This window comes from Haladaptatus sp. AB643, from assembly GCF_024136975.1.
Taxonomy (GTDB): Archaea; Halobacteriota; Halobacteria; order Halobacteriales; family Haladaptataceae; genus Haladaptatus.
Genome location: NZ_JAMYJW010000008.1, coordinates 87,542 through 113,598 on the forward strand (window position 1 = coordinate 87,542; position 26,057 = coordinate 113,598).

At 61.2% G+C, this 26,057-nt stretch carries 22 protein-coding genes; 15 read left to right on the top strand and 7 right to left on the bottom strand.

All coding sequences use genetic code 11. The features are described 5' to 3' along the window. Positions 1–36: 36 nt before the first annotated feature. Genes NKF25_RS16020 through NKF25_RS16030 form a run of 3 tightly spaced genes read left to right on the top strand, consistent with a single transcriptional unit; the run spans position 37 to position 2,476 of the window. On the top strand, positions 37–312 hold the full coding sequence (locus NKF25_RS16020) for a hypothetical protein (RefSeq protein ID WP_253227662.1): 276 nt from the start codon (positions 37–39) through the stop codon (positions 310–312). Beyond that, positions 313–1,383: a DUF4350 domain-containing protein gene (locus NKF25_RS16025; protein ID WP_253227663.1), complete on the top strand. Its 1,071-nt coding sequence runs from the start codon at positions 313–315 to the stop codon at positions 1,381–1,383. Beyond that, complete coding sequence (locus NKF25_RS16030; RefSeq protein WP_256490551.1) at positions 1,331–2,476, top strand: MoxR family ATPase; 1,146 nt, start codon at positions 1,331–1,333, stop codon at positions 2,474–2,476. Before NKF25_RS16025 ends, NKF25_RS16030 begins: the two co-directional genes overlap by 53 nt. Positions 2,477–2,491: 15 nt before the next feature. Here the strand turns inward: NKF25_RS16030 and NKF25_RS16035 are convergent, their stop codons facing one another. Genes NKF25_RS16035 through NKF25_RS16045 form a run of 3 tightly spaced genes read right to left on the bottom strand, consistent with a single transcriptional unit; the run spans position 2,492 to position 5,471 of the window. Beyond that, positions 2,492–3,436 (bottom strand): hypothetical protein, encoded by a 945-nt coding sequence (locus tag NKF25_RS16035; RefSeq protein ID WP_253227665.1) that lies wholly within the window; start codon positions 3,434–3,436, stop codon positions 2,492–2,494. Then, the gene (locus NKF25_RS16040) at positions 3,433–3,960 is read right to left on the bottom strand and encodes a hypothetical protein (protein WP_253227666.1); all 528 of its coding nucleotides are present in this window, start codon (positions 3,958–3,960) and stop codon (positions 3,433–3,435) included. The genes NKF25_RS16035 and NKF25_RS16040 overlap by 4 nt, the downstream gene beginning before the upstream one ends. Then, on the bottom strand, positions 3,957–5,471 hold the full coding sequence (locus NKF25_RS16045) for a DUF58 domain-containing protein (protein WP_253227667.1): 1,515 nt from the start codon (positions 5,469–5,471) through the stop codon (positions 3,957–3,959). Before NKF25_RS16045 ends, NKF25_RS16040 begins: the two co-directional genes overlap by 4 nt. 162 nt (positions 5,472–5,633) lie before the next feature. Here NKF25_RS16045 and NKF25_RS16050 point away from each other — a divergent pair, with 162 nt between their 5' ends. From NKF25_RS16050 to NKF25_RS16085, 8 genes are all read left to right on the top strand, one after another. Beyond that, positions 5,634–7,826, top strand: a complete 2,193-nt coding sequence (locus NKF25_RS16050) for a hypothetical protein (protein ID WP_253227668.1) — start codon at positions 5,634–5,636, stop codon at positions 7,824–7,826. Positions 7,827–8,227: 401 nt separating this feature from the next. Continuing rightward, entirely contained in the window at positions 8,228–9,604 is a 1,377-nt protein-coding gene (locus tag NKF25_RS16055) for a glycosyltransferase family 2 protein (protein ID WP_253227669.1), read from the top strand. Then, positions 9,605–10,714, top strand: a complete 1,110-nt coding sequence (gene wecB, locus NKF25_RS16060; RefSeq protein WP_253227670.1) for a UDP-N-acetylglucosamine 2-epimerase (non-hydrolyzing) — start codon at positions 9,605–9,607, stop codon at positions 10,712–10,714. Beyond that, the gene (locus tag NKF25_RS16065) at positions 10,711–12,078 is read left to right on the top strand and encodes a nucleotide sugar dehydrogenase (protein WP_253227671.1); all 1,368 of its coding nucleotides are present in this window, start codon (positions 10,711–10,713) and stop codon (positions 12,076–12,078) included. Before wecB ends, NKF25_RS16065 begins: the two co-directional genes overlap by 4 nt. After that, positions 12,075–13,127: a DUF354 domain-containing protein gene (locus NKF25_RS16070; RefSeq protein ID WP_253227672.1), complete on the top strand. Its 1,053-nt coding sequence runs from the start codon at positions 12,075–12,077 to the stop codon at positions 13,125–13,127. Before NKF25_RS16065 ends, NKF25_RS16070 begins: the two co-directional genes overlap by 4 nt. Continuing rightward, the gene (locus NKF25_RS16075; protein ID WP_253227673.1) at positions 13,120–14,328 is read left to right on the top strand and encodes an antibiotic ABC transporter permease; all 1,209 of its coding nucleotides are present in this window, start codon (positions 13,120–13,122) and stop codon (positions 14,326–14,328) included. Before NKF25_RS16070 ends, NKF25_RS16075 begins: the two co-directional genes overlap by 8 nt. Then, positions 14,325–15,296, top strand: coding sequence for a hypothetical protein (locus NKF25_RS16080; protein ID WP_253227674.1), 972 nt, complete (start codon positions 14,325–14,327; stop codon positions 15,294–15,296). The genes NKF25_RS16075 and NKF25_RS16080 overlap by 4 nt, the downstream gene beginning before the upstream one ends. Before the next feature lies 1 nt (position 15,297). After that, entirely contained in the window at positions 15,298–16,566 is a 1,269-nt protein-coding gene (locus NKF25_RS16085) for a sulfatase-like hydrolase/transferase (RefSeq protein ID WP_253227675.1), read from the top strand. On the opposite strand, the gene NKF25_RS16090 is transcribed toward NKF25_RS16085, so the two are convergent. After that, entirely contained in the window at positions 16,567–17,793 is a 1,227-nt protein-coding gene (locus NKF25_RS16090) for a glycosyltransferase family 4 protein (RefSeq protein ID WP_253227676.1), read from the bottom strand. Positions 17,794–18,072: 279 nt separating this feature from the next. On the opposite strand from NKF25_RS16090, the gene NKF25_RS16095 reads away from it, so the two are divergent. The 3 genes from NKF25_RS16095 to NKF25_RS16105 all read left to right on the top strand — a co-directional run bounded on the left by NKF25_RS16095 (position 18,073) and on the right by NKF25_RS16105 (position 20,903). After that, positions 18,073–19,620: a hypothetical protein gene (locus tag NKF25_RS16095; protein ID WP_253227677.1), complete on the top strand. Its 1,548-nt coding sequence runs from the start codon at positions 18,073–18,075 to the stop codon at positions 19,618–19,620. Between the two features lie 293 nt (positions 19,621–19,913). After that, entirely contained in the window at positions 19,914–20,252 is a 339-nt protein-coding gene (locus NKF25_RS16100; RefSeq protein ID WP_253227678.1) for a transcriptional regulator, read from the top strand. 309 nt (positions 20,253–20,561) lie between these two features. Next, positions 20,562–20,903: a transcriptional regulator gene (locus tag NKF25_RS16105; protein WP_253227679.1), complete on the top strand. Its 342-nt coding sequence runs from the start codon at positions 20,562–20,564 to the stop codon at positions 20,901–20,903. A gap of 131 nt (positions 20,904–21,034) precedes the next feature. Here the strand turns inward: NKF25_RS16105 and NKF25_RS16110 are convergent, their stop codons facing one another. Then, entirely contained in the window at positions 21,035–21,526 is a 492-nt protein-coding gene (locus NKF25_RS16110) for an Lrp/AsnC family transcriptional regulator (RefSeq protein WP_253227680.1), read from the bottom strand. A gap of 942 nt (positions 21,527–22,468) precedes the next feature. On the opposite strand from NKF25_RS16110, the gene NKF25_RS16115 reads away from it, so the two are divergent. Next, the gene (locus NKF25_RS16115) at positions 22,469–23,302 is read left to right on the top strand and encodes a helix-turn-helix domain-containing protein (protein ID WP_253227681.1); all 834 of its coding nucleotides are present in this window, start codon (positions 22,469–22,471) and stop codon (positions 23,300–23,302) included. Positions 23,303–23,584: 282 nt separating this feature from the next. On the opposite strand, the gene NKF25_RS16120 is transcribed toward NKF25_RS16115, so the two are convergent. Together NKF25_RS16120 and NKF25_RS16125 are read right to left on the bottom strand one after the other, a co-directional pair. Then, the gene (locus tag NKF25_RS16120) at positions 23,585–25,030 is read right to left on the bottom strand and encodes a flippase (protein ID WP_253227682.1); all 1,446 of its coding nucleotides are present in this window, start codon (positions 25,028–25,030) and stop codon (positions 23,585–23,587) included. Positions 25,031–25,036: 6 nt separating this feature from the next. Next, on the bottom strand, positions 25,037–25,960 hold the full coding sequence (locus NKF25_RS16125) for an LTA synthase family protein (RefSeq protein WP_253227683.1): 924 nt from the start codon (positions 25,958–25,960) through the stop codon (positions 25,037–25,039). Positions 25,961–26,057 lie beyond the last annotated feature (97 nt).

A 26,057-nucleotide genomic window follows, 5' to 3' on the forward strand; every position in this document is an offset into this window, starting at 1 on the left:
GTAGTTTGGTAACCCTGCCGATAGTATTCGGTTCGAATGCTGACAGAGCACCGCCGCCGGTTCATCTATGGACAGACCCTCTGGATGCTCCTCTGTCTGTTCGTCCTGAGTCTGCTCGGAACCTACTCGAACGAGATTTTCTTCGCGCTCGTGTTCATCGGGTTCCTCGTTCTCGTCGAACTCACCGCACCGACAGCCGTCACGCCACGATGGCGACGCCGTCTCCGATGGTTCATCGTCGTCGGGACCCTCGTGTTCGGGTACATCATCGTCCACAACATCCTCGAAATGCTCCCGGCGGGTGTGTTCTGAATGGGCCGGGACTGGCGCGAACGACTCCCTCGAATTGTCGTCGTCGGGTTCGCGGCCGTCGTCTTCCTCAGCGTGCTCGTCGCGGCGAGCACGTCGGCCGCGTCATTCAGTGCCTACAACGGCGGATGGAACGGCGCGTCGGAACTCCAGTCCCAGGCCGAGAAAACGGGTGCAACGAGCACCGTCATCCGGGACACGGCCGCCTACGACGGCGGGAACGCGAGCGAAACGGTCGCTATCGTCCTCTCCCCGACGAAACAGTACGACGTGCGCGACCGGACCCGTCTTCGGCGGTTCGTCCAGCGCGGCGGCACGCTCGTCGTCGCCGACGATTTCGGGCCGCACACCAACTCGCTGCTCGCCAACCTCGGAGCCAAATCGCGCCTCGACGGTCGTCTCCTCCGTGACGAGCGATACAACTACCGCTCGCCCCAGATGCCCGTCGCGCGAAACGTCGCGAACCGCTCGCTGGTTTCCAACGTCTCCACGCTCACGCTCAACCGCGGGACGGCCATCCGGCCGAACGGCGCGACGCCCCTCGTGAACAGTTCCGTCCACTCCTATCTTGACACCGACGGGAACGGGAAGCTGGACACCAACGAGTCGGTCGACCAGCGACCGGTCGCCACGGTGGAGAAAATCGGACGCGGCCGCGTCGTCGTCGTGAGCGATTCGAGCCTGTTCATCAATTCGATGCTCGACCGGCCCGGAAACCGTGCCTTCGTGGATGCGCTCGTCAGCGGCGAAAACCGTGTCCTCCTGGACTACTCGCACTCCACGTCGCTCCCGCCCGCAACGGTCGCGATGCTGATGCTCCGCGACTCGCTCACGCTTCAGTACGTCGTCACCTTGCTCTGTCTCGGCCTCGTTCTGGCGTGGGCGGGGCGCTCGTTCGACGATGTGGGGGACGGCATCCGGCGATACACTCGGAGCGTACGGTCCACGCCGGACGACGGGATTCCCGAGTTGACGAGGGGTGAAATCGTCTCCTACCTCGAAACCCGCCATCCCGAGTGGGATGACGACCGAATCGAGCGGGTCGTGGACGCGTTTCACGACCAGCGGCGATGAGTCAACGCGGTCGAACATCGTACAATCCGTCCCGCTTATCGAATTCGACATAGTATCCCCTTCGATGACAGGTCCCCACGAAATCCGAACGGCGATCCGCGACGAGATGACGACGGTTCTCATCGGAAACGAACGAATCATCGATTATCTGTCCATCTCGTTGCTCACCCGCGGTCACATCCTCTTGGAAGGGGTGCCGGGTGTCGCAAAGACGACCATCGCCAACGGGTTCGCCCGTGCGACCGGATTGGACTCGAAGCGCGTGCAGATGACTCCCGACCTCCTTCCGGCGGACATCACCGGGACGCACGTCTACAAGGAGGCGACCGGGGAGTTCGAACTCCAACGCGGTCCGGTGTTCTCGAACCTCCTCATCGCCGACGAGATCAACCGGACCACACCGAAGACCCAGAGCGCGCTCCTCGAAGCGATGCAGGAGGGGACGGTGACGATAGAGGGTGAAACGATGACGTTGCCGAAGCCGTTCATGGTCGTTGCGACACAGAACCCCATCGAGATGGAGGGGACCTACGAATTGCCCGAAGCCCAACGCGACCGATTTCAGTTGAAGGCGACCGTGGAACTCCCGAACGAGGAGAACGAACTGGCACTCCTGAAACGATTCGACGACCGTCCAACCCTTAGTCCGGCGGACATCGAGCGGACCGTCTCCCCCGAGGACATCCTCGCGGCCCGCGAGACGGTCGCGGAAACGCACGTCTCCGAGTCGGTGCGGCGATACATCCGGTCCATCGTCGCCGCCACCCGTGACCATCCCGAACTGGACTACGGCGGGTCGCCACGGGCGAGCCTCGCGTTCCTTCAGGTCGCAAAGGCGCACGCGGCGATTCACGGTCGAGAGTACGTGATTCCCGAAGACGTGAAACGGATGGCGGGGCCGGTGCTCGTCCATCGACTGGTTCCGAACACGCAGGCACAATTGGACGACCGAACGGCCGAGAACGTCGTCACGGAGATCGTCGCGGACGTGTCGCCGCCGAGCAGCGACGCGGCGAAATCGTCGCCGACGGCGACGATTTCGGAGGACGGTGGTTTCGTGGAGGATTCCGACGAGAATTCTGATGACGGCTAAGTCAGCTTCACCGACTTAGCCGTCTCGCTCGCTGTTTTCTTCGTTCCTTTCGTCGGAGGCATCCGCTTCCCACGAACAGCGCACCAGGTACTCCGTGTCCTCGCCGTTCGCCGCCAGTTGCTCGACCGAAATCGGTCGATCCAACGCGCGGGCCAACCCGACCGCGATGAACGACGGGATCGGATGGTCGAACCGCTCCACCGACCCGAAGGCGCTCCCGGAAACGCCGAAGGTCACGCTCCGTCCGTCGGCACCGACCTCGGTCGTGACGCTATCGGACAGCGCGAAACTCTCCACGAGCGCGTCGGCGAGTTGGACGGCGAGGTCCTCGGGGGTTTCCGCGACGCCCTTGACTTGGGAGGAAAACTCGGGATACAGGCCAGTGCCGGTCGGCCGAACGGCGAGACCGTGCCCCCGCTCGTCGTCGGCGACGACGAAGCCAGCGTCGAGCGTCGTCGGGTCGGGAAGTTCGTACTCGGCGTGTTGTGGCACGAACAGCAGGACGGATTCGAACTCGGTTTCGCCGCGTCCGGTCGGCAGATACAGCGTTTCGTCGGTCAACCCCAGTTGCGCGCGGAGCGTCGCGCCGAGCGCGCCGTAGGCCGCGTAGGTGCGCTTGCCGACCGATGCGGGGACGATCCGTTCCGGCGTGAGGAAGTAGGTAAGGATGGCCGCGAACAGGCCGGTCCCGGCGAGCGCGAACAGCGTCGAGCGCGCGTCGGGGAAGAGTACGCCTGCGAGGGCCGCGACCGCACCGCAGCCCACCAGTGCGAGCGCAGTCCGTCGATACTGTGCCTGTCGCGCTCGGCGATACTCGCGGCGAAGCCGCTCGTTCTCCTCGGCCAGTAGCGCCACCCGTGCGGCCAGTTCCTCTTCGTCGCCTGTGATGGCCGAGCCGTCGGGAATTTTGACTTCCGATCCGTCTTCGTCGGCCGCCGTGGCCGCAACGTCGGTGCTCACGTGTCAGCCCCCCTCACTCCAGCGGCGGACGTATGTGCGTCCGCCGCCTCCGTTTCGGATAACGTTTTTCGAACGACCGTCTCGTAACGAAGGAGTCCGTAGGACGCCAATACGAGAGCGATGACGAGGCCTACGGTCGGCACCCAGAGTGTCCCGGAACCGAGATACAGGAGCCACGTTCCGCCCCCGGTAACGGCGATGACTCCGACGCCGACGAGGATTCGTCTTCCGGCGAGGCCGCCCGTGCCGACCGTGGCCAGCGAACCGATCAGGAGCACCAGCAGTCCACACTCGCCCGCAGCGACCACGAAGGGCGCGCTCGTGGGGACCAACGTGGCGAGTCCGACCTGACCGAACGTCACGGCGTAGCGTGCGGCCGTCAGGTACCACAGCACCAGGGTGAGACCGGCGGCGAGCAGTCCGATGACCCCTCCGCCGACCCAGAAGGCGATGCCGACGACGAGCAGTCCGACTCCGCCGAGCGCGGCCCGTGGCGTCGTCGTCCGTTCCCACCTCGTCATCATCGGTTCCCTCCTCGTGTGCGTTGTGCGCGAGGCATCGAGAGTATCGTTTGTAGTCGGTCCTGTGGACCGACTTCGTAGGCCGCAACGTCGCCCGTTCCGGCGAGCGTCTTCCGGAACTCCTCGAAATCGACGTAGCGCTCGTAGGCCCGCGAGAGGTCGGTGAGTCCCGTCTGCTCGAACAGCACCGACGGCGTCAGAAACACCACGACCCGTTCGTATCGTTGCCGGGCGATTGCCACGGCCTCCTGTAACTCGGATCGGTGACCGTCGTCGGTGAGAAACACGGCGACGGCGGACTCCTGCGTGTTCGACAACTGCGTTCGGACCGCGTCGTAGAGGGGTTGTTCACCCGGTAATGGAACGGTCGGCGACTGCGTCTCGAAGAACGGACGCAGGGTGGAATCGAACGCCGTCCCCGAATCGAGGCGACGCGTCGCGGTTCGGACGTCCGTCGGCGACGGACGCCGAATGCTGCCGAGTTCGGGTTCGTCGGACTCGGGACGACGTTCGAAATCGGACTCGGACCCGGATCGAGATGTCCGTCGGTCGGCGGGTTCGTCCACCGTGGCGGGCGAAAGTCCGTGGAGATCCGTCCCCAATCGGTCGAAGTGACGTTTCGTGGCTGTCGGCAACCGACGTACCGTGATTCCTCCTTCGTCGATACCGTACAACCCGCACGGCGTGCTCGTGGCTCTCCCGTTCGCGACGAATCCGAGTGCCACCTGGCGAAGGTAATCGAGTTTCCGGCGACCCGGTTCCCCGGTTCCCATCGACGCTCGATGATCCAGGAGGAGGACGTTCGAGAGATCCGTCCTCTCCTCTAGTTCGCGTACGTAGAGCGATCCCATCCGAGCGGTCGCCTTCCAGTCGATGTGCCGCATCGTGTCGCCGGGGACGTACTCCCGTATCTCCGCCGGGTCGAAGCCGACGCTCCGAGCACCCGTATCCTGTTCCCCGAGCGACGACGTGGCCCGCTCGCCCCGGATTCCGACGTACAGGTCCTTCGGATAGCGCGGCTCAACCCGAACGCTGGGTGTCGTCCCCAGCGAGAGGTCCGTTTCGAACGTCCCCAGCGAATCCCGAACCGAAACCCTCGGTCGAGAAAACCGGAATTCACCGGCGACGGGCCAACGGAGCGAGAAATCCGTCTCCCCTCGCTTCTCGCCAACGTCGATGGTCAAGGTGTGCTCTTCGACCGTACTCCCCGTCGCGGCGATCGGCGGCGATGCGCGAATCGAGAGCGAGAACGGCGTCGGCGACGGAAGTGCCGCGTCGAGATGGACGTCCACGTCCGACCCGACGGTCGTCTCCTCCTGTGACACCGTCTGGGTGACGATGAGGTCGTCCGAGAGTCGAGTGACGCCGCGAACGAAGAGCCATTGCTCGGCGACGAGCGAGCCACCGATTCCCGCCGCGCCGACGAGCAGGAGCGGTTCGTCGAGCACCCACGCTCCGGCGAGAAGTACTGCCGCGAGGCTCACCGTCGCCCAAAACCGACGCGTCGTCTCCATTGTCACTTCGCCGACTACCCTCTCGCAGTTGAATCTACTGACCGTTCAAGCGGATGAACGGTTACAAGGGTCGGGGGTCGTGGAAACCCGACGACCGAAGGGTCAGCATAATTCGCTCTACGGGGGAAGGAGTTTTGATCAACTCCCCCGACTAGGGTGAGCGTGTCAGACAGATCCGACCGACCGAGAGCGACGGCCGCCCAGCGACTGATGGCCGTCGTGGTACTAACTGTCATCGTCGTGTCGGCCGGTTGTTCGTCGGTCGGTTTCGCCCGCTCGTCGTCCACCGGTGTGGCCGATTCGACGGTTTCGTCGCTTTCGGTCGCCGAACCGCTCGGCGTCCTCGATGCTGCGAAGGAGCCGAACAATTCGACAGCAGCGAATGGCTCGGCCGAAAGCCATCACGTGAACCCGTCGAAGGCGAAGGAAAACGGACAACTCACGGAACTCGATCGCTGGTATCTGTCGCATCTCTCCTCCCAACTCGGGTCGAGTACGGTGAAGATAAACCGCGGGCAGTACCGAAAGGCGCACTCGGTGGTGGGGTCGAAGTACGACGATATGCTGGGGCGCTACGTCGATGTCGCGGAGCGAACGGACTCGAAGCGTGACGATAGGATCGCGAAGCAGTTGAACGAGACGGGCACGCAACAGCGAACCTACGTAACTTCCGTTAGCCGCTACCATCGGCTACACGACCGGTATCAGACGGCCAAAGAGAACGGAAAGGAGCGGAAAGCGCGCAAGTTGGCGAGACGGCTGAATCACCTCCAGAAGAAGATATCACACACCAACGACCGACTCACCCACAGCTATGAGAACGTGTCTAACTCGACCGGGGAGCAGTTCAAGAAGGAAGTTCGGTCGGTTCACCGAGCGACGAACAACGTCACGAAACAGCAGATGGACGTACGGAAGAACGAGTTCACGAAAACGCGGCTGACGGTGCGCTCGGTCCAAGAGCGGACGTCATACCGAAATCCATTGCGCGTAACGGGCGTGCTACAGTCGGTCAACGGGACGACGCTCGCCAACCGAACGATCCGCCTCAGGCTCACGCCGAACCATACGGTCACCACGAAAACGGGGTCGGACGGGACGTTTTCGATCTCCGGACGGCCACGTGCGGTTCACCTCGGAAATCAATCGTTCGACCTTCGGTACGTCCCCGCCGACGACTCCGTCTACCTCGGGGACAACCGAACCGTCGAATCGACCGTGAACCCGACGCGGGCGAAGGTCGTCCTTCACCGGAGCGACGCCACGGCGTCGTTCCAGCGGCGCGTCACCGCCTCCGGGTCGGTACGGGCGGCGGGTGGGACGGTCACGAGCGTCCCCGTCGTCCTGTTCGCCGACGGTAAGCGCATCGGGTCCACGACGACCGGTTCCGATGGGACTTTTCATTTCAGCTCGAAACTGCCCGCGAACGTTTCGGCCGGAAAACGGACACTCCGGGTTCAGTTGCCGTATCACGGACAGGCGCTCCGCCGAGCGAAAGCCACGACCGCTATTCGAGTCCGCCAAACGCCGACTTCGCTGTCGCTTACGGGCAACGTCATGCAGGGACGCAACGTCACCGTCCACGGGCGATTGACGACGAAAGACGGGCGGGCCGTCCCGAACCGATCCGTCGCCGTCCTCGCCAACGGGACGCCGATAGGGACGGTGCAAACCGACGCAAACGGGACGTATCACTCCCAACTTCGGGTCCCACCGAGCGTCGTACACAACCAGTCGAACGGGACCGTCGTGCTCGCCACGAACTTCGGCGGTGGGGAGACGAACCTCGCCGCGAGTCGTACGCGAACGCGCGTGACCCTCCAGTTGCCGGGGACGGATTCCGTTCTCGACCGTGAGTGGCTTCCCCTCGTCCTCGGTGGGGCGCTCGCCGGATTGCTCGTCATCGGCGGCGTTTACGTCCGCCGCCGAGGCGACTCGACGGAATCGAACGGTGAGGGAGCGGTCTCGCCCGAGGACGCCATCACCGCCGATACCACCGACGATTCGACCGCCTCCGACTCAGACTCCGACGACGACCCGTCGGACGAACTGGCCGAACGCGCGAACGCCGCGCTCACCGCGGGAGACCTGAACCGCGCGGCCGAACTGGCCTACGCGGCCGTTCGGTCCCATCTCGAAACGACGACGGCGGTCGAACCTCGGTTGACACACTGGGAGTTCTATCGCGCCTGTACGACAGCGGATATCGACGAGGACGAACGGAGAGGGCTCGAAACCGTGACGAACGCGTTCGAGCGGGTCTCGTTCACCGGAACTACGGTGTCGAGCACGCTCGTCGGGGATGCGGTTCGGAGCGCCGAGAAAATCGGCCATGGTAGCGATTCTGACGGCTGATAACCGGCCGGAATCCGACGCTCGACGTGGTTCGTTCACGCTGATTCCAGTCGGTCCCCCTTCTCCCTCCCGTCGCTCCTCTTCCCCCTTCAATCGCTCCCGCGATAACGGCTACTGCTAGTGTAGAATGGTCATCCTATCACGTTAGCTGCCGTCTCGTGGCCGCTCGACGTTGGTTTGGGACGACCCCCCGACGCCATTTCTTCCCGTTTCGCACCGCCGGTTGCGCTAGAAACGGACGATGGAAGGCGGTCGAGCAGGACCGAACCATCGAAACGAAGGTCGGGGTTGAAATACCGTTCCGCCGACAGCATATTCTCGAAACAGTTGTCCGAGGGAGAACTAGCTGTCCAATTCCCAGTGACCTCACAACGGGCGTTGGAGACGTCGAAGGGGAGTAAATGAACAACAGTTCACAAATATTTCACCGGCTTTCCGGAACTCACGATACGACAGCGGTCGGCCTGATAGCTACGAAAACAAACGACGAGGAGACCGCCGTCTCGATCCGACGAGCGGTTCGACTCGGCTACGACGTGTTCGTCGCTCATCCGGGAATCCCGGACGCAAAGAGCGTTCGAACCGCGAAGCGATTCGGTGCCCGTCTCGTGGATTCGACGGACGGTGTCGGGAGCATCGATGCGCTCCACGCCGCCCTCCTCGAGGCGGCCGACGAAAACGACTACTCGGGTATCGTCGTACAAACCGATCCGTCCCAACCGATCGCATTCGAACGGAAAGCGGACCCGAACGGTCGTGCGTCGAAAACGGCGTTCGACGCCGACGAATCGGACGGGACCGATGCGTTCCTCGACGTCGATTCCGGCGATATCGTCGATGTCGCTCCGGACGACCGTTCAGCGACGACGACTGCCAGAATGGACGGTATCGTCGTCGGTATCCCAGCCTACAACGAGGAGGTCGGAATCGGCAGTACGGTCCTCTCCGCGCAACGATACGCCGAGCAAGTCATCGTGGTGGACGACGGGAGTTCCGACGGGACGGCGTCCATCGCGCAGAATGCGGGTGCCACAGTCATCGAGCACGAGACCAATCGCGGGAAGGGCGGGGCGATACAGACCCTGTTCGAGTACTCGCGGACGGTCGAGTTCGACGTGTTGGTGCTCATGGACGCGGACGGCCAACACGTGACGGGGGACATCCGTTCCGTCGCGAACTCGGTGCTCGAAGGCGACACCGATCTCGTGATCGGCAGTCGGTATCTCTCGCCGTCCGAGGACGACGAGACGCCAGCGTATCGACGGTTCGGGCAGAAGGTGCTCGACTACCTGACGATACATTCCTCGGACGTCTCGCTGACCGACACACAGAGCGGATTTCGCGCACTTTCGGCCGAGACGGTCGAGACGATTCGGCTCCGGACGAACGGCATCGGCGTCGAATCCGAGATGGTCGATCAGGCGGTACGAAACGGGTTGTCGATACGGGAGGTGCCCATCGACGTTCGGTACGAGGGTATCGACGGACAGACGTACAATCCGATCCACCACGGGTCGATCGTCGCGCTGTATCTCGTACAGTTGGTTCGCGACCGTCATCCGTTGGTGTTCTTCGGCCTGCCGGGTCTGTTGTTCATCCTCGCGGGGACGCTGTACGGGATGAACGCGATTCTCATCTACCAAGCGACGGATAACTTCTACCCGAGCAAGGTGCTCGTCGCCGGGTTCGTGACGATACTCGGCGTACTGGGCGTGTTCTGCGGGTTGATACTGAATCGCATCGCGGACCTGATTCGACAACAGGGGGTGGGGAGATAGATGGCGGACCTCGCCATCGCGCTCGTCCTCGGGACGCGCCCCGAGATCATCAAGCTGGCACCGGTGATCCGGGCGTGCGAGCGGGAGGACATCGACCACTTCCTGCTACACACCGGGCAGCATTACTCGGAGTCGCTCGATCGCGTGTTCTTCGAACAATTGAACCTGCCGACGCCGGAGTACAACCTCGATATCGGGTCGGGGTCGCACGGTCGGCAGACGGCGGGAATGATCTCGGGCATCGAATCCATCCTCGAAGACGAGCGGCCGGACGTGGTGCTCGTGCAGGGGGACACGAACACCGTGCTCGCCGGGACCATCGCGGCGGACAAACTGCCGACTCGCCTCGGCCACGTCGAGGCGGGATTGCGGAGTTTCGACCGGGAGATGCCCGAGGAATCGAACCGGCGCGTCGCGGACCATCTCTCGGATTACCTCTTCGCGCCGACGGAGCGCTCGGCGAACCTGCTCGCCGAGGAAGGGATCGACGACGAGCGCGTGTTCGTCACCGGAAACACCGTGGTCGATGCGGTGGAGCAAAACCGCACGCTCGCGGTCGAAAAGAGCACCGCTCTCGCCGACTTCGGTCTCGAACCCGGGAACTTCGTTCTCCTGACGGCACACCGCCAGGAAACCGTGGACGCCCCCGAGCGGTTCGCGTCCGTCCTCCGGGGAGCGGACGCGGTCGCGTCGTCTCTCTCCTGTCCGGTCGTGTATCCGATCCATCCACGCTCGCGCGAACGGTTGGCGGAGTTCGACATCGACGTCCCGGAAACCGTCCGACTGCTCGAACCGCGGGAGTATCTCGACTTCCTGAAACTGGAGAGCGAAGCGACCCTCGTCCTGACGGACTCGGGTGGCGTCCAGGAGGAAGCGTGTATTTTGGGAACGCCGTGTGTGACGCTCCGCGACAGCACCGAACGCCCGGAGACCATTCAGGTCGGGGCGAACAGACTCGTCGGGACGGATCCGGACGAGATACGACGAGGGTCACGAATCATGATCGAAACAGCAACCGAGTGGGACAACCCCTTCGGTAACGGAAGCACTGGGGAGTCAATCGTATCGATACTGCGGTCGAACGGGGCTGTTCGGGGGGAAACCGGATGAGCGATATTTTCGTTCACGGGTTGGGATACATCGGCCTCCCGACGGCCGCGATGTTCGCCAACTACGATCACAGCGTGGTCGGCTACGACACCGACGAAAGCGTCATCGAGGGATTGGAGGACCGCGAGTTGCCGATGGACGAACCCGGCCTTCGCGCGTTCGTCACACAGGCGTTCGAGTCCGGCAACCTCGACGTGACCTCGACCGTCGAACCGGCGAAGTATCACATCGTCTGCGTGCCGACGCCGTTCGACGCGGACGCGAAACGGGCCGACCTGAACTACGTTCGGTCGGCGGGCGAGGCCATTCGACCCCACCTGCGGGTCGGCGACACCGTCATTCTGGAATCGACGGTGCCGCCCGGAACGACCGAGGACGTGCTCCGTCCCGTCCTCGAAACCGACGGACTGCGGGCCGGTGACGAGTTCGCGCTCGTCCACTGTCCCGAGACGGTCCTGCCGGGAAACATCATCACGGAGATGCGCCAGAACGCCCGCATCATCGGCGGCGTGAACGGCGTCTCGACGGAGGCCGCCGTCCGTCTCTACGATTCGTTCGTGGAGGGGGAGATTCGGACGACCAGCGACGCCACGACGGCGGAGTTCGTCAAACTCATCCAAAACACGTTCCGCGACACGAACATCGCGCTCGCCAACGAGATAGCCAAACTCACTCGGGAGTACGGCATCGACTCGCGCGAGGCCATCGGTCTCGCCAACGAGCACCCGCGCGTGAACATCCATCGTCCGGGACCCGGCGTCGGCGGCCACTGTCTGCCCGTCGACCCGTGGTTTCTGGGCCAACGCTCGGACGAGTTGGACCTGATCGCACGCGCCCGGCGGGTCAACGACGGTATGGCTGCTTATGTCGCGGACCTCCTCGACGAGGAACTGGGTGGACTGGCGGGGACGAAGATAGCGGTTCTCGGCGTCGCGTACAAGGGGAACATCGGAGACGCTCGCGAGAGTCCCGGACTTCGACTCGCGGAGGCGGTGCGGAGGGCGGCGGAAGACGAACGCGAAGCGACGACGGGACCACCCGCGACGGACGGCGGCGGCGGAAACGGCCGACGAGAGGACGAAGCGAACGACGACCACGATCCCGACCCCGACCCGCGTTCGAACGCGGTCCGGGTGGGGCTACACGACCCCCATGTCGCAAATCCTGCGATTCGGCTGGATTCGCTGGCGGACGCCGTGGACGGGGCCGACGCGCTCGTCGTCACGACCGATCACGACGAGTTCGAATCGTTGGACACGAGGACGATTGCGGACGGAATGGCGGGGAACCTCGTCATCGACACGAAAGCGGTGCTCGACGCGGACGAATGGGCCGCGGTCGGGATCGAGGTGGAACGGATATGACGACAGCAACGACGACCCAAACGGCGTGGATAGACCTCGTGAGTCCGTCACATCCCTTTTTCTTCCGCGGATTGGTGGACTCGCTGACCGACGTTCGAACGGAAGTCACGGTTCGGGAGAAGACGGAGACCGTCGATTTGGCCGGGGAAACCGGCTTCGACTACACCGTCCTCGGCCGTGATTTCGACAACACCCTGCTCCGAAAGTTCGGCATCCCGCTTCGGACGATGCAACTCGCGGCGCAAGCACCGCCCGCGAGCGTCTCGTTGTCGTCCAGGAACGCGATGTGCGTCCTCGCGTCGAAAGCGCGGGGTATCCCGTCGATCCACTTCACCGACAACGACATCACGGCGCACGTGGACGGATTGGGCTTCGAGGAGTTGTACAACCGACTGGAGGCACAGGCGACCCACAACGTCGTTCCGGCGGCGTTCGAAACCTCGGAACTGACCAAGTGGCGCGTGGATTCCTCGCGGGTTCACACCTACGACGGCTACAAGGAGGACATCTACGTCGCCGACTTCGAACCCGACCCGTCGTTTCCCGAACGGCTTCCGTTCGAGGAGTACATCGTCGTCCGCCCGGAGGCCCTCGACGCCGCGTACGTCTCCGAGGAGCGGTCGCTCGTCCCCGACATCCTACGGGAGGCGACGGAGCGCGGAATCGACGTCGTCTACCTGCCGCGCGGTAGGGGCGACGAGGAGTTCACAGCGCCGTACGGCCCCAGCGATGTATTCGTCCCGGAGACGGCACTGAACGGCCTGCAACTCGCGTGGCACTCCGACGGCGTCCTCACCGGGTCCGGGACGATGGCGCGGGAAGCCGCGTGCATGAACAAACCGGCGGTGTCGTTCTTCCCCGAGACGCCGCTCTCCGTGGACCAACGGATGGCGCGCGATGGGGACATCCTGCTGACCCGCGACCACCGCGAGATATTCGACTATCTGGACGCCAATCGCGGAACCGAGGGAAGCCTCGGCGAGTCCAAGCGGGTTCGAGACGAAGTCGGAGCACTGGTCACACGGATTTGGGAGTCGATAGATGAGTGAACTGATTCACCCGACGACCGACGAGTTGCAGGACGAGGACATCTACGACCTGCTCACCGGGACGCTCCGGTACTCGTGGGAGCACGATTACGTCGGGTACGACTACTTCGACGGGATGAGCAGTCGCCTGCTCCGGGAAACTCCGGTCGATAACAAGTGGCTCAACATCCTCGTGCAGGAGGGAATCAAGCGCTCGCCGGTGAACGTCCGACCGCTTTTGCTGGTCGAACAGCGGCGGAGCTTCAAGGGAACCGCCCTCTTCGTCATGGCGAACGAGCGGTTGTTTCGGTTCTCCGGGGACGAACGCTACAGGGACGAGGCGATTCGGCTCGCCGAGTGGCTGACCGAGAACACGAGCGAGGGATACGTCGGGTTCTGTGGCGGCCACCGACACGCGATGCAGATGCTTCGGGAGAAGCGACCGCCGAACACGCCGAACGTCGTCCCGACCTCCTACGCGACCAAGGCGTTGCTGTCGGTGGGAGAGCACGACCCGAAATTCGGCGAGACGGCGGCCGAGGCGACCGATTTCCTCTACGACGAGTTGGAGTACCGCGAGATAGGCGACGCCGCCAAGATCAAGTACCAACCGCTGGAGAGCGGCGACTACTACACGCTCAACGGCGGTGCGCTCGGCGCGCGCCTGCTGATCGATCTGTACGGGCGGTTCGACGACGACGAACTGCGCCGCCGGTCCACGAAACTGCTCGACTACGTGGTCGAGCGACAGACCTCCCTCGGCGGGTGGTACTACCGCGAACCCCCGTCGGCGTCCCACCTGTCGATGGACAACCACCACAACGGTTTCATCATCGAATCGATGCTGCGATATCACGAGGTGACGGGAACGGAGCGCTACGCGGACGAACTCGCGGCGGCGATGGAGTTCTATCGAAACCGGCTGTTCGAGGCGGACGGCGCGCCCAACTGGGACGAGAACTCGAAGTTCCCGAAGGACATCCACGCGGCGACGCAGGGAATCATCGTGTTCAGCATGGCGGGCGAGTTCGAGTTCGCCCGCGCCATCATCGACTGGGTGCTCGAAAACCTGTATGCGGGAGACGGGCAGTTCTACTACCAGAAACGGCGCTTCTACACGAAGCGATTCACGCTGATGCGGTGGTGTCAGGCGTGGATGGCGTACGCGCTTTCGACGTATCTGACCGAACGACTGGCCCGACGAACGGAGGTGCCGACATGAGCGTAACCGACAAGATTCGACAGACGGCGGAGCACTACGACGACGAACGATGGTGGCGCACCATCGCGCTCCCGTTCCTGTACGAGAAGGCGGTATTGAAACCGTACTACCGCTACTTCGAGGGGGACGAGGGAACGGCGGTGATGAACGAGGAGTGGGACACGCTGGTCGTTCTGGACGCCTGCCGGTTCGACACGTTCCGTCGGGCGCTCCCTGGTTCGGGGCTGTCGGGGACGCTGAAACGGAAACGCTCGCTCGGGTCGAACACGCCCGAGTTCCTACGGGCGAACTTCGACGGCCGGACGTTCCGCGACACCGTCTACGTGACCGCGAACCCGCAAGTCGAGGTTCACACAGACGACGCGTTCCACGCTGTCGTGAACGTCTGGGAGTCCGACTGGGACGAGACCCACAACACGGTTCGACCGCGCGAGATGGTACGACGGACGCTCGAAGCGGCGGAGCGGTATCCGGACAAACGGATCATCGCCCATTTCATCCAACCACACTACCCGTTCATCGGGGAATTCGGGCAGGAGCACATCGGGGAACAGGCGGGCATCGAACTGTCGCGGCGGATGGCGAGCGGCGAGACGGCCGAGAGCGACCACTGGAACGTCTGGGACCTGCTGAAACAGGGCCATCTCCGAGAGGACGTCGTCCGGAAGGCGTATCGGGAGAACCTCGACCTCGTGCTTCCACACGTCCGGGAACTGGGGAACGAACTGGACGGCAAGACCGTCGTGACGGCCGACCACGGCAACCTGTTCGGCGAGCGTCTGGGTCCGGCGGGAGTTCGGGTGTACGGCCATCCCGAGGGTATCCACGCCCCCGACCTCGTCACGGTTCCGTGGTTTGAACTGGAGTGGTCGAATCGCCGGACGGTGGAATCGGGCGGGTCGTCGGAACGACGCCCGGAAACCGCCGGGGACGTTTCGACACGGCTCAAAGAGTTGGGGTACCTCTGAGATGTCCGATGTTTCCGAGTCACCCGACGTCGTCCTGCTCACCATCGACTGCTGGCGACACGACGCGCCCGACGAGATGGATTCCTTCGAAGCGCTGACCGCGGAGTACCGCCGACGGGAAGCCATCTGTCCGGCACCCGCGACGCGGGGCGTCTTCCCCGCCATCCTCGCCGGACAGTACTACCCCTTCGTCTACGACGGGTTCGACGAAATTCGGGACGGAGCGAGGCCGCTCATGGATCTCCTCGCCGAGGCTGGGTATTCGACCGGCGGGTTCGTCGCGTCGAACCCGTTTTTGAGCGCGTGGGAACCGTACTTCGACACGTTCTGGAACGACGGTTTGACCGTCGATTCGTCCCTGCTCCCGGCGAAACTCGACGCCGTCTCGGAAACCCTGCGGAACGCGACCGACTACGCTCGGTTCCGCGGTCGGGTGACGACGACCGAACTGGCGGAACGGGCGGAGCGATGGTATGGACGAACGGACGGCCCGAGGTTCTGTTGGCTGCACCTGATGGACGTCCACGTGCCGTTCCTCCCCGGTTTCAAGCGGTCGGTCGAAAGCGGTCTCGTGCGGACGCTACGCTCTCACTACGAGTTCTCGAAACATCACAGCGAGGTGGACGGGGAGACGCTCGCCACGTTGGAGGCGCTGTACTGGGAGTGTGTTGACTACTTGGACGAACAGATCGGGAAGGTCTTCGACTTTATCGACGACGACGCCGCCGTGGTCGTCGTCGGCGACCACGGCGAGGAGTTCAACCACGGGAAGTACGGCCACGCCCGCCTCTACGACGAATGCGTTCGGGTTCCCCTGTTCGCCAGTCCGACGGCCGCCGAGTGGTTTTCGGGAGCGGAGGAGGTGCGACAACTCGACATCCCCGCGACGATAGCGTCAAACCTGGGTCTCGACGTGCCGTCGAACTGGGAGGGTGCTCCGCACGGCGACGAAGCGCGGAGGAGTTTCCTGTTGAATCACTCCCCGATGCTGAATCGGGCGTACACGGGCATCAGGACGGAGGATCGAAAGGTCATCGAGACGTTCGACGCCGAGACGCGCAGACAGCTCCGGACCGAGGCGTACGATTTGGCGGCCAACCCCGACGAAACGAAGGACGTGTCCGGTACCGTCGAATGGGAGGGACGGTTGCGGGACGAGTTGGACGAGTTCACGTCGGCCGAGGAGGTCGCCGGGAACATGATGGAGGACGGTACCGACCTCCACGATTCGACGGTCGAGACGCGGTTGCGGACGCTCGGCTACAAGTGATCAGAACTCCCCGTTCACGAGGTCGGCGTAGATATCGTCGTACTCCTCGATCTTTCGCTCCCAGTGGAACGTCCGAGCGTGGTCGAGGATCGTTTCCGTGTCCCACTCCGTTCGAATCGCCGTTCGGATCGCATCGCGGAGGCTGGTGGGATCCTTCGGCGGAACTCGAAATCCGACCGCCTCGTTCGGAATCACGCTTTCGGGCACGTTCGTCGTTCCGATGACCGGCGTGCCACACGACATGGCTTCGGCGTAAATCAGCCCGAAGTCCTCGTGGTAACTGGGGACGACCAGCACGTCCGCTTCGTCGTAGTAATCGGCCAGTTCGGGGACGAACCCTTTCAGCTCCACCATTTCTCCGATGCCGTGATCTGCGATTCGCCGTTCCACTGCGGCCCGTTCCTCGCCGTCGCCGACGACGAGACAGCGAACGTCGGACGCCGAAAATCCGGAGGAAAGGGCGTCCAACAGCGTGAAGATCCCTTTTCGCTCTTCGAGTCGACTGACGTAGAGGAGCGTCGTGGTTTCGTCGCCGGTCTCTCGGGTTCCGGTGACTCCGGTGGCCCCGCCGTTCGGCCGGTATCGTTGGCCGTCGATTCCGTTGATGCCGACGGCGTAGCGTTTCGATTCCAGGTCGGGGAGGAGTTCGGTCGCTTCGTTCCGGACCTGACTGCTGTTGAGCAGGAGGTTGGACGAGAGCGCGTAGCCGTCCCGGATCAGTCGCTCGTGATTCGCCTTCGACCGCTCGTCGCCGAACATCATCCCGTGAAAGCCGTGAACGGACGTGAGGATCGGCGGGTCGGCGTCGAGGGTCGCGTCCCGCTCGTGGTGTACGATGGGGCATTTGAAGCCGAGATGGTGGTTGTGAATCACGTCGGGCGAGAGTTCGGCGAAGACGCTCCGGCAGTGAAGGTGATAGGCGAGATACTTCGCTCGTTCCGCGGGGGGAAACTGACCGAAGTAGTCGCGGTTGACGGCGTACAGGTCGCCCGGTGCCGAAACCGTGCCGAGGTGTCTCCCGAGACGCTTCCAGTTCACGCCGTAGATTTCCACGTCCTCACGGACGACCGGGTCCGACCTCGATTCGTACAGGTTGTGTGCCAGCACGCTCACGTCGTACCCCTCGTCGGTTAGCTGTCTCGACAGATCCCAGATGTGATTCGCGACGCCCCCCGTGTTCCGGCCGCCGACGCGTCTCGGCACCGGCCCCACCTGTAAAACGTGCATCGTCATGGGGTGGACAACCGAGTGTGGGAATACGTTTTCGGCCACTCGGGTCTACCCGCATGAGTTTCCACGGTGGCAGTCGTCCATCTCGCGAGCGAATTCCGGTCGGAAATCCGTCACGATCGCCCGGACCCGCGACCGCCATGGCCCGAAAACTGGACGACATCTATGCGGGAGTAGAAGGGATGGAATAGATATCCCACTGTGTGACGCTGGATTTTCCCGAACAGATATGTAATAGAAACGGGGTTTTATCGATACGTACGGAGTACGGGCGGTATGCAAAACGGGCGGCGACTGAAAGTCGCCATCAGTTGTGTCTCCCTCGCTATCGCCTTCCCCCTGTTCGCCCACATCATCTCCATCGACTCGTTCGCGCCACAGCACGTCGCTCGGGTCCAGCAAATCGTGGAGACGGGTCACATCGCGGGACGGGACGTCTACCTCTCGGGATTCTACTCGCTCGGGTCGATCATGACCCTGCTGTGGGGAACGAAAGCGACGCCCTTGCTGTACACGCCGCTGACCATCTTCCCGTACATCGCCCTCTACTATGCCCTCATCAAGCGCGTCTCGGGCAGTTACGTCGTCGCCGGCGTGCTGGTGTTGGTGCAGTTTCTCGCGTCGCTCAACGGAACGAGCAAGACGTTCTACTGGCCGCACGGCATCGGTGCCCTGCTCGAATTCACGATTCTCCTCCTGCTGTTCATCGAGATCGAGCGGCCGACGAAGCGACTGTATCCGGTCGGACTGCTGGCGGGGGCGACGTTGGTGTTCGTCTCCTACGACCGAACCGCCATCGTCCTCATGACCCTCGTGGCGCTCTGGGCGACACACCGGATACTGGACGACGACGTCGAGCGCGCGACGGTGAAACGGCGCATCGAGAAGGTCGTTCCCGTCCTGCTCGTCGTCGAGTTCGGCTTTCTCAACTTCGTCTATCTGCGATTCCTCCCGGTGTTTTTGGGTGCGGGGCCGTCGATTTCCAGCTTCGACAAACTGCTATTGGAGTGGTTCAAATCCGACGAGCAATCGAAACAGCTCGCGGGCTCGCTGTACTTCTCGCAACCGCCGGAGGTGACGTACATCGCGCTGGCGAAGTACGTCGTCATCGGACTCTCGCTGTTGTTCTTCGTCTCGATGTTCTACTACCACGTCGTGCGGGACGAACCGCGCGAGGACAGCATTCTCATTCACTCGTTCCTCGTCGGCATCGGAGGATTCATCTTCATCCGATTCGCCATGGGTCACCCCGCAGTCGCGTGGCTACATCCGCCAGCGGTGCTCTGTATCGCCTACTTCTGGCGGCTCAGTGATCGGTCGTTCCCGAAACTGCCGAAGCTACCGCGAGTGAGCCTTCGAAAGTGGAGCGCGCTGGCGCTCGCCGTGTTGCTCGTCACGCAACCGGCGTTCTTCGTCGCCAACGAGCAACACCACACCATCAACCGAACCGACGGCTACGAGGACTTCGACGCCACCTCTGTGTGGGCGATGCAGTACGCCAACGTCTCGGAGATACGGTCGAGCGTCGTCACGAAGTATCTCCTGCAACTGTACATGGAGGAGAACACGCCACAACCGGCGAAGAACGGCGCGTCGATACAGAAGATATCCATCGCGAACGTCGGCGCGCTCCGAAACGGGTCCGCGCTCCCGGCGGGCTACTACGCCATCAACTACGAATGGAACTGGCTGGCGCTGAAAAACTGGGTCAACCTCGAATCGTGGCGACGGTCGAAAGCGCGGATTCAGGCCAACGAGCACGTGGATAAGGTCTACCAAGCCGAGGAAACGACGATCTACTACAGCACGAACCGAACGGCGTGACGGGACAGGTCACGGGCGGGGTGAGAACGTGATTGATCTTGTGGCATTCTTGCAGTCTCATTGATCAATTTCGACGACTTCGACTCCTTCACTATTCAACCACACCTTCTTTTGATTGTCGAACGAACCGTATTAATGCGAAGTCACACTCAAATGCGTTTGCTCCCTGATGATGAAGGGGCCGCTTGAACCGGGTTCTACCGATCGTGCAGCTGTTCCCAGTTCTCTTCGCGTGGTTGGAACACGAAACGTAATATAGCAGACTGTCTGCGCTGCACGGATAGGAACTCATAATGAACGCATCTACTAACACGCCAATTGATACGCTGTTTGATGCCTTGCGTTCGTCGCACCGCCGCCACATCCTCTTGGAAATCCTCGATCATAATCCACGCGACGAAGACGAGTTTGCATCAAACTTAGACGACCCGGATGATACGACTGATGGCGAAGTCGAACAGCTGAAAGCGGAATTGCACCATAGACATCTTCCCATGCTAGCAGACGCGGGGTATATCGAGTGGAATCCCGACACCGAAACAATTCGTCGAGGGCCGAACTTCGATGAAGTTGCGCCGTTACTCACGTTGATGCTGAATCATCCGGATGAGTTACCCGATGGCTGGCCGTAATCTCCGTTTCATAGTTGACCATCCGATAATTTAGTCTACTAACGGCGAAATCGGGGGTTAGTTCGGTAGTACTATCCCTTCCCTTTGTACAACCCTGAGGTTGAGTATCTGGGTTACAACAGCCTTATTCCCCTCCATCTGTGGATATGACTTACGGAAACAGCAACAAAGACTCAGCGTTTGTACCCCACTCAGTGAGGGGTCGTTTGAACCGGGGTTACCGGCCATGCAGGGTTGTATGGTTCTTTCGCGTGGGTCGTCACGCGAAACGCATAGAGTCCGTACGTCCGCAACACAGGCCAGAAACCAATGTCACACGCAACCACATCAGCATCACTCGACGTCATGCTCGGCATACTGGGTGACTCACGTCGCCGTCGTATTCTGATCGCAGTCCTGAATCAGAATCCTCGTGATGAAGACGAGTTTACCCCAGACAAGATTACAACTGACGAGATGGATGATGCGGAGGTAGAGTCGCTGAAAACACAACTCCACCACACGCATCTACCCAAATTGGCGGATGCGGGCTATCTCGACTGGGACCCGGACACAGGGGTGATCCGTCGTGGACCCAACATTGACGAGATTGCTCCACTGCTCACACTGATGAGCGATCATGCGGACGAGTTACCCTACGATTGGCCTTAATCTGCAACCCTTCGAGTCTGGTAGAGATGACCACGAATTCCTCTTCGTCTCAGTGAGGACGACGGCATTCTAGCGGGACTGCTAGCGAACCGAGAGACGGTAGAATACTGACGCGTCGATCGAAATTTCGTCTAGCTCTCAGATGTGTCCTCGGTAGCATCCTCTCTGAAATGGAAGTGATTGAACGGTTGGATGTAGTGCTTTCGCAACATCTCGGCCGATTCGACCGTGAGTCCCATGTCGTGCAACACATCCGTGATGCGCGTGATATCTTTGGTACTCGTCCCGACTGCCTCGACGTAAATATTCTGGCGTCCGACCAGCATCTCACGAACGTCGATCACACCCTGTATCTCAAGAATCTCCTCGACGTACTCGGCCCGCTCGGTTGGCGGAGCCGTGCAGATAAATTGGATCCGGAGGGGAAGGTTCGCCGCCTCGTAATTGATTTCGGGATGATAGCCCTTGATGATCCCGTCCTCTTCGAGTGCTTCGATGCGATTACGGACCGTACTCGCCGAGGTACCAACTGTTTCGGCGATCTCTTGGGTGGTTGTGTTGCGTGCATCACGCTGGAGATGATACAGGATGCCACGGTCAACGTTGTCGAGTCCTCGACTCATATCTCAAGATAGATCATGGATGCCTAAAGAAGATATGTGAAAATCTGGGTGAATCCTGGACAGCGATTGCTTCGATGACGCGCTTTGCAGACTCAACGGTATCCGGGGTGTCAGTCTCTCCCCAGGCGTTGACGAGAGCAAAGCTCTCGTGAACGCTGTCTCTCCTCCCTATTCGCTCGCGGTGCTCGTCCTTGAGGACGGGGCTTCTTGCCTGTATTCAGGTAAGCAAATGGTGATGATCACACGCGAGCGATAGCGATGTCGCCGCGGACGAGTTGGATGATTCTGGGGGGCAGGAAATCGATGCGGAAACGAAGGGCCACAGTTCGACGAGACCAAACCGCTGTTCACAGCCCTCGCCGACTAATTCTGTGTGAGTCTTCCGATAAACCACCTGATTAGCGCGGGTGAGAAGCTGCCACAAAGGTGGCAGCCTTGGTACGGAGCAGTGATTGGTTGGGACCCTAATCGAACTCCGTACCATTTCGAGCTACATGCTCAGCGCGTATAGTCCTACTGTGATTATTTGAGTTAATGATGTTTTGTCAGATGGGTACAACGTGTGCGATACAGTCAGACTTGGACATCGTCAGATACTATTTAGCGAAGACAGTTGTGTATTGAATCACAAATCGATACGAACGGCGGAGGTTCGATCCGTGGCGATTCCGTGACGACTGCTAAATTAGCAGATTTAACCTCCCTATATTGCGCAATAACGATATATCTACTGTGTTATCTGGGTGAATAGCGGAATTTTTTGGTAATTCAGCAGTATGACAGTAGATAGAAAAGTGTCTTTGATACGTCTGGACAGAGAATGTCTACTGATGAAGTATCACTCTGTCGAGGACGCTCGGGGGGTGAGACAACAACTGACTTACGGGCGACGACAGAACGGTCTGAACAGCCCCAGAACTCCTGGGCAGATGGTTGGGACCCATGAATGAACGATCGAATCAACAACATGCAGTTGAATTGCTCCAACAGCTCGGGCTCAAAGAGTACGAAGCACGCTGTCTCGTCGCACTCTCACGCGTATCCAAAGCGACAGCCAAAGAGCTCAGCGATATTTCCGACGTGCCACGAACGCGCGTATATGATGCAATCAAAGTGCTCGAAGCCAAGGGCTTGGTCGAGATACAAAACTCGAACCCACGGCAGTATCGAGCGGTACCAGTCGAAGAGGCAACCGAGACACTGCGCCAAGAGTACGAGTCGCGAACTACCACGCTTGCGGAGACGCTGACTGCGATAGAACCAGTCGAACCGAATGGTGACGAAGAAGTCACCCACGACGTATGGGCGCTGTCAGGAACGACCCCCATTGCAAATCGGACTGGTCAGCTTATCGATGAGGCCACGGAGGAGATCGTTCTGATTATTGGGCGCGATGAGATTCTTACTCATCACTTAGGTGAGCAACTGCAAGCGGCTCAAGCGAGAGGTGTTGATGTGGTAGTGGGAACACTAACCGATACCCTCCGGGATCGGGTGACTACGGCAGTTCCCGGAGCAACGGTGTTTCACTCCGGCTTGGAGTGGTTGGATAGTTCATCGCTGGATATCGAGGATGAGACAACCATCACTCGATTGGTGCTCATTGACCGAGCCACGATCCTCGTGAGTACTGCACATGAGCGGCCAACGGATGGAATCGAATCCGAGCAGGCCGTCTTTGGACGGGGGTTTGATAACGGACTGGTTGTGATCGCTCGACGATTGATGGCGACGGGATTGCGGCCGATCGAAGATCCTGGAGTGGACGGCGAATAGTTTCGGTGCGTGGATCAGTAGAACTATTCCCGCAGGAGAATTCAATTGAATGATAGTTCTTTTCAGCGGCGGGAGTGTGCTGTGAGGCTGGATGGTGCGTTAGACGGGAGCAACGTGAACGGTACCAGTACTATCGGCAGTCACGGTATAGTTAGTGTAGGTAAATGAGATCGAAGTAGCCGAGTTGCGGGTTCGTGTCGAGTGTGTGGCAAGAACTCCATCGAGGGTCGCCGATTTCACGGGAATCCACTTTCCATGTCCCGTAATCCACTTTCGACGTCCCTACTGCATCGGTTGCAACAGTTTCCGATCACGCTTCTCGACGCCGAGGTAGTACATCAACACCGCGAACGTCGCGGTGTAGCCGAGGCCGCTGACGACGAGGTCGGCGAGGTGGCCGGAGAGCGTTCCCGACACCAGTTCGAGGACGACGATGGCGGCGACGATGGGGACGACCCCTTTGTAGTAGGTGGACGGGTCTGGCGCGATGTCGAGGAACACCCAACTCTCGATCACCCGGAGGGTGTTCAGCACGGCCAACGAGATCGAGGTGGACACCGCCGCGCCGACGATGCCGAATCGGGTGATGAGGACGTAGTTCAGGCCGATGTTCAGCAGAGCGATGAGGACGTTGTTGACCAATTCCACCCGCTCGTAGCCGGTCATGCTCAGGAGATACCCCGTCGGGCCGACGACGCCCGCGACGATGAACGCGATGCCGAGGATGACGAGCGCCTGCTGACTCCGGACGAACGAGGACCCGAAGAGGCGCAGTATCTCGTCGGATTTGATGACGATGAACAGGAACCCGACGACGGTCAGATACGTGATCCATTTCGTGACGATCTGGTAGGTGCTCCGCAGTTCGTCGAGTCGGTCCGTGTGATAGAGGTCCGCGGCGACGGACGGGAAGAGGGAGTTCACGCCGAACATGACGAAACCGAGGATCGCGACGGTCTGAAACGCCACCTGATAGTACCCGACGGCGGCGCTGTCCTTGAGGATTCCGAGCATCAGGATGTCCGTCCACGAGACGAGATACTGCGAGACGGCGGTGAACATCACCGGAATCGAGTAGAGAAACACCTCGCGGAACTGAACGTCGTACGCGAGCGAGTCGTACATGCCACTCTTCCGGGCCAACACGGCAATCGCGTACGCCAACCCTAACACGACCGAGACGACGTAGGCGAGGATGACTACCCGAATATCGTCGCGGAAGTACACCGCGACGGCGATGAGGACGGCCGCCGACCCGCCTTGGATGAAGTCCTTGGCGTACACCGAGTATTTGGTCTCCTTGAAGCCGAGCGTGGCGGCCATCGCCACCGTCAGCGCCGAGAAGGCCGGAACCCCGAGCAGGAACAGGAGCGCGGTTCGATCCACGTTGACGTGGAGGACGCCGTTCAGGGCGTCGTAGATGACGTACACGCCGGACGAGAGGAGGGTTCCGGAGACGACCGGGATCAACAGACAGATGATGATTATCCCGCGGATCTTCTCGTCCCGGTCGGAGTACTTCGGGATGAACTTCTTCGCCGCGTTGTCCAACCCCAACCGCGAGACGATGGAGGTGAAGTTCAACAGCACGTAGCCGAAGCTAAACACGCCGAGCGCCGCCGCCCCCAAGGTGCGCGAAATCAGGATGTAGACGAGATACTGCGTGAACCGCCCCACGATCCCCCCGACGAAGGTGACGGAGATCTTCTCCGTGAAACTCCCCTTCATCGGCGATCAGAGTTTGTAACCGAGTTGCTCCAATCGCGATTCGACTTCCGCCGACGTCGATCGCTCGTTATCGATTTCGTGCTCCGATTCTACCGGCGGTTCAGCCGTGACCCGCTTTTCCTCGTCCGAATCGAACACCAACCACGGGACTTCCGTCAAGCATGGCATGTACGTCTCCCGTGGGTGACCGTACTCCTTGATGGGGAGCGGGAAGGAGCGTTCGCCGAACGCCTGTCCGTGGTCCGCCGTGACGACCGTCCGTCCGGGTAGTTCCTCCAGGAGGGACCCAACGCTCGGAAGTGCGATTTGCAGGTTTTCGCGGTACGCGGCGTACAGTCGTTCCTCCGAAATCGAAACGTCGCCCTCCTTCACCTTCGTCCAGAATCCGGAGCCGAACCCGGATCCGAACTGCGACCGCCCGAACTTGCCGATGAACGGGAGGTGTGGTTGCAGGAAGTGGAGTATCAGCCGTTTGTTCGGAAACTCGTCGTTCGCCTCCAGTGCGCGTTTCGCCATCGCCTCGGGTGTCACCGACCCGACCTCCTCGTCCCAGTCGCTCTCCCAGACGTTGATGACCGAGTGAAAATCCGCGTCGAGGTCGTCGGACTTTCGCGTTAGCTGTGGGTTGGCGGTCACGTAGACGGTATCGTGGACCCGTCTCCCATCGAAGTTGTGTTCGAGAAACCCGACGGTGCTGCTCGCCTTCGACTGTCGCTTGTGCAACCGGCCCGGAAGCGTGTTCTCCGCCTCGAAAACGTCGTACCGACAGGCGTCCAGCAGTATCAGGTTGTCCCACGCCTCGTCCAGAACGGCAGTCCCGTAGACGCTGTTGTCCCTGTAAGTCCCGTAATAGAGTTTGTTGGTCTCCCGAGCCAGTAGATAGGGGTTCCGCAGAGCCTTGGATACGCGCTCGGCAGTTACTGTGTGCATCGTCATTTTGTATAGGGATACTCACATAACTCTGTCGTCCGTTCTACACCCCTCGACATCGGAAACGCGATACTGAACCGATTTTCAGGGACCGACA